This window comes from Mycobacterium sp., from assembly GCF_049673265.1.
Lineage (GTDB): Bacteria > Actinomycetota > Actinomycetes > Mycobacteriales > Mycobacteriaceae > Mycobacterium.
This window is the reverse complement of sequence record NZ_JBATXN010000211.1, coordinates 1-4,631: the sequence shown is the minus strand read 5'-3', so window position 1 is coordinate 4,631 and position 4,631 is coordinate 1. Positions and strand designations below refer to the sequence as shown.

At 65.8% G+C, this 4,631-nt stretch carries 4 protein-coding genes and 1 pseudogene; 2 read left to right on the top strand and 3 right to left on the bottom strand.

What is annotated here, in order from left to right:
- The 3 genes from WBF82_RS07500 to WBF82_RS07490 all read right to left on the bottom strand — a co-directional run.
- Nucleotides 1-666, bottom strand: a 666-nt coding sequence (locus WBF82_RS07500; protein ID WP_424382426.1) for a DUF899 domain-containing protein, incomplete at its 3' end; no start/stop codon positions are given.
- 29 nt (nucleotides 667-695) lie between these two features.
- Nucleotides 696-1,454: an SDR family oxidoreductase gene (locus tag WBF82_RS07495; RefSeq protein WP_424382425.1), complete on the bottom strand. Its 759-nt coding sequence runs from the start codon at nucleotides 1,452-1,454 to the stop codon at nucleotides 696-698.
- A 106-nt stretch (nucleotides 1,455-1,560) separates the two neighbouring features.
- Nucleotides 1,561-2,292: an SDR family NAD(P)-dependent oxidoreductase gene (locus tag WBF82_RS07490; protein WP_424382424.1), complete on the bottom strand. Its 732-nt coding sequence runs from the start codon at nucleotides 2,290-2,292 to the stop codon at nucleotides 1,561-1,563.
- A gap of 198 nt (nucleotides 2,293-2,490) precedes the next feature.
- Here WBF82_RS07490 and WBF82_RS07485 point away from each other — a divergent pair, with 198 nt between their 5' ends.
- Both WBF82_RS07485 and WBF82_RS07480 read left to right on the top strand, forming a co-directional pair.
- Nucleotides 2,491-3,438 (top strand): RNA polymerase subunit sigma-70, encoded by a 948-nt coding sequence (locus WBF82_RS07485; protein WP_424382423.1) that lies wholly within the window; start codon nucleotides 2,491-2,493, stop codon nucleotides 3,436-3,438.
- A 118-nt stretch (nucleotides 3,439-3,556) separates the two neighbouring features.
- A pseudogene (locus WBF82_RS07480) lies at nucleotides 3,557-4,631 on the top strand (cation-translocating P-type ATPase); the annotation flags it as partial.

The window sequence follows — 4,631 nt, the reverse complement described above, 5'->3', positions numbered from 1 at the left end:
GTGCTCGCCGTAGGCGTCGTGCCAGTCCCACCATTCGTAAGGCGCACTCTGCGGGTAGCCCTCCGGCGAGTCCTCCCAGGTCTCTTGGCGGCCGAGCGCCGTCATATCAAGGAAACTCCAAGTGTTGCCAAGCACTTCGTCGCCGCGGCCATTGATGAAGTAGGTGCGGAAGACGCGCTCGCCGTCGTGAATGAACGCGTTGGTGCCATGCCAGTCGTCCACGCCGAAGTCGGCGTCGAAGCTGTCGGTGATCGTGTACCACGGCATGTCCCAACCCATCCGCGCCTTGAGCCGCTCGATGCCCGGCTGCGGGGCGCGCGACGCGAACACCAGCGTGGTATCGCGGGCATTGAGATGGGCCAGGTTGCCGATGTGATCGGCGATCATCGAACAACCGCGGCAGCCGTGGTCGGGCCAGCCGTCGATGTCGGGCCCGACGAAGGCGCGATAGACGATCAGCTGACGTCGACCCTGAAACAGACCCAGCAGGTTCACTTTGCCGTCGGGTCCGTCGAACTCGTACTCCTTATCCACAGCCAGCCACGGCATCCGGCGACGCTCGGCCGTCAGCGCGTCATGCGCGCGCATCACTTCCTTTTCCTTGACTCGCAGTTGCTGGTGCGCTGCCGTCCACTCGGCTGCTGACACGATCGGCGGTGTTTGCATAGCGGTCTCCCTTCACGTTTCTCCTGCGATCAGGCCAGCGGCGAAAGACCCGCGGCACTAAGCATGTATGCGAGGTGGTCCGGGTGTCCGTCCGTCGCGAGTTCCACGACGGATTTCCCGGCTTGCTCAGGGGTGAGCAATGGCCCGCGGTTCTTTAGGAAGGTGTCGACGTCAACCCCTTCCCAGGCGGCGTAGGCCGCAACCGCCGACGCGCCCAGCTCGGTGGCCGGGGTCAACTGCGGCAGAACCGACACGAAGTCGATTCCCAGCCCGCCTCGCTGGGATTCGATGGCGGCGTACGCGGCGATGAACCTGACGGTGGACTTCGCTCCGGCGTAGCCGCCGCTCAGCGGCGATCCGTTGACCGCTGCGCCGCTGGAGATCGCGATCACCGAGCTGCCCGGTGCCAGCGGGGACCGCAGCGCTTCGCGGATCCAATGGAATGCCTGCGCGACGTCGACGGTCCAGTTCGTGCTGAAGGTCTGCCAGCTCTGCTCGGATAGCGGGCTGATGTGCGGAGCGGCTCCGGCGCTCAGCACCAGCGTGCGTGGCCGGTGTTCTGCGATGAGCCGGCTCGCTGTCGCTGGATCGGCCGCGTCGGCGGCCACCGCGGTGAAACCGTCGCCCAACGCGTCGCCTACCTCGTCGAGTTGCTCACGGCTACGGGCGACACCGACAACGTGTGCACCCGTTGCGGCAAGGGCCGTGGCGATGCCCCGGCCGAATCCTCGGCTCGCGCCGGTCACGATCGCCGTCGTGCCGGTCAGGTTGGTGGTTGCTTTGGTCATGATTCGTACTCGCTTTCGGTATGGACGTTGTTGATGTCCGCACTAATTCAGATACGTCGCGCCCCGGCGATTAATCGGTGCGGTGCCCGCCGATTCGAACTTCCGCTTAGGACTCGACCCGCTCTGCTTCGGCGAACAGCGCCGCATACTGGCGTTCGAGCGCCTTGGTGGCACCGCTGCTCCAGGTGTCAGCCACCGATTTCGACATGGGGTCGGGAAAGATGTCCTCGACGCCTTCTCCGACTCCGTCGAAGATGGCTCGCGCGACAGCTTCTGGGGAACTTTTCGGTATCTCGAGACCTCGGGTCATATCGGTGTCGACGGGGCCGGTCAGGACGGCATGAACCCTCACGCCTCGCCCGGCTAACAGGGCGCGCAGCGATTGCGTCAGATTGAACGCAGCCGCTTTGGAGATCGAGTAGGCCGGAATAAGCGGCAATGGAGCAAGGGCGTTCACCGAGAGATTGTTGATGACGACTCCGCCGGAACGAATCAGCAACGGCAGGAACGCCTCCGTCACGTCGTAGGTGCCGAAAAGGTTGACGTTGAGGTGGCGTTGAAGCGCGGAACGATCGCTCAAGTCGTCATAGGCTGCGAGGCCGGCATTATTGATGAGGACATCGAGAGACTCGACTCGAGAAACCGCCCTGTGGATCTGCGTCGCGTTGGTCACGTCCATGGTTATCGGCATGACGCGGACATCCGGGTGCGAAAAGGGTCCGCGCGTACCGACGTACACACGGTTGGCCCCTCTGCTCAAGGCTTCCTCGACCAGCGCGCGCCCGATGCCGCGATTGCCCCCGGTAACCAGAACTGCTTTCTCGGTGATTCTCACCATGACGTCGATCTCCTCGTTGACCTGCTCGACAATGCGAGTGCATCGTCGGCGCGGCGCGAGTCCGCACTAATTCAGATACGTCGCGCCCCGCCGATTCATCGGTGGGGCGGCCGATGAATGTCGGCCTCCGGATGTATCTGTACCGGTGTAGGGTTTGCGTCCCTCCTTCAGATATGGACGCGGGATAGGAGAACGACCGTGCCGGCTCAGGAGGATTTCATGGAGCAGGCGGCCCCGTATCGCGCCGAGCTGATCGCGCATTGCTATCGCATGCTCGGCTCGGTGCACGACGCTGAGGATCTTGTTCAGGAAACCTATCTGCGCGGCTGGCGGGCATACGAAAGCTTCGAGGAGCGGGCGGCGCTGCGGACCTGGTTGTACCGCATCGCCACGACGGCATGCTTGCGGGCTCTGGAGAACCGTGCCCGCCGGGTGCTGCCGGCCGGGGTCGGCGCCGCCTCGGACGACCCCAATGTCAGCCTCGACGTCGACGGCGATGCCTATGACTGGTTGGGGCCGTTCCCGGACCGGCTGGCCCCCGAATCGGCGTTCGCCGCAAGGGAAAGCATCCGGCTGGCGGTGGTGACTGCCCTGCAGGAGCTACCGGCGCGCCAGCGTGCAGTGCTGATCCTTCGGGATGTCTTGCAGTTCAGCGCCGCCGAGGTCGCCGAGGTTCTCGAATCCACGCCCGCGGCGATCAACAGCGCGCTGCAGCGTGCTCGCGCGCATCTCGCCGAGGTGGCGCCCGCCGAGGAGAACGTAACCGAACCCGAGGACGCCCAGCTGCTCGCTCTCGTCGACCGGTACTGCGCCGCCTTCGAAAACGGGGACGTGGCGGCGTTGACGGAATTGCTGCAGGCCGACGTCAAGCTGGAGATGCCGCCGCTGGCGACCTGGTTCACCGGGCGCGACGCCGTGATGGGCTTCCTCACCAACCGCGCCATCGCCCCGGCTGGCGATGTCGTGATGCTCCGCACTGCCGCGAACGGGCAGCCCGCTGTCGCCGAGTACCGGCGGGCCGCCGACAACGTCATGCGGGCGCATTCGATACATGTCCTCACCGCCGGTGCCGCGGGGATCGCGGCTATCGTCGTCTTTCTTGATCCGGCGTTGTTTTCGGTGTTTGGTCTGCCCCCAATCCGGTGATCCGAGTTCGGAGATAGCTGCGTCACCCGTCGCCGCGCGGCCGTTGAGTGACCTTCGTGTGGACAGTTAGCGAAGACGTCGTAAGTATGGGCGCGGTAGGCATGTTGAAGGGTGCGTAATGAAGGTTCCGGGTGTAGCCGCCCTCGTCGGCGGTATAACCGGCGGAGCAGTGGATATGTTGCAAGCCGGGGTGAACGGCGTAGCAACTGCCGCTGGTGCGGTGCAGCTGCTGGCCGGCCCGGTGGTGAATTCAGTCAGTCAATCGACTGCCCGCGTCGTGGGGATGAGCAGTTCGGCCAATGCCACGCCGGACGGCGACGAGGCGACCGTGCGTTGGCAAAGCGGTCGGCGAGTGCACCTGGATCTGGATCCGTTGTTGCCGTTCCCGCGCTGGCACGAGCACGCGGCGCTGGTCGAAGAGCCGGTCCGCGAGGTTCTCGGTGTGGCCGCGGCTCATGTCGAGGGCTCACTGGGCCGGCTGGTAATCGAACTCGAGGATGCCGCCGACAGCGACGCGGTCTTGGACAGGGTGCGCGACGTGGTGGCGTCCGCGGCGGCCGAATTGACCGCCGCCGGCCCTGAGCCGCAGATCCGAACCGCGCCGTTCGCCGACCCGGGTGACCCGTTGGCGATCCTGGTGCCGTTGACCGCGGCGGCCATGGACGTGGTTGCAATCGGTGCGGCAGTCACCGGCTGGGTCGTCCGCTTACCGATCGCGCCGCGAGCCGCCCGAGGCGCCGCGGCCATCCTCAATCATCAACCGCGCATGGTGTCGGTCTTGGAATCGCGGTTGGGCCGAGTCGGTACCGACCTCACGCTTGCGGCTGCGACGGCGGTGGTGAACGGGCTGACCCAAGCGGTTGGAACACCTGTGCTGGATCTGGCCCAACGTTCCCTGCAGATCTCAGAGGCGGCCGCCCATCGTCGCCGGTGGAATGATCGTGAGCCAGAGCTGGCCTCCCCTAAACGTCCGCAAGCTCCGGTGGTCCCCGTCATGTCATCCGCCGGGGCACGCGCGCAAGCTCCTCGACACACCTGGGCCGCCGCCGCGGCGGGCGAGGCTTCGCACGTCGTCGTTGGCGGCGCGATCGACTCCGCAATCGACACCGCCAAGGGCGCGATGGCCGGGCCGATCGAGGAATACGCCGATCAAGCTGCGAACGGCTCCCTGGTGGCCGCGGCCGGCGCGTTGC

What these genes read in the sequence shown, in the direction of transcription:
- WBF82_RS07490 (WP_424382424.1), bottom strand. Translation starts at nt 2,292, where the DNA reads ATGGTGAGAATCACCGAGAAAGCAGTTCTGGTTACCGGGGGCAATCGC.
- WBF82_RS07495 (WP_424382425.1), bottom strand. Translation starts at nt 1,454, where the DNA reads ATGACCAAAGCAACCACCAACCTGACCGGCACGACGGCGATCGTGACC.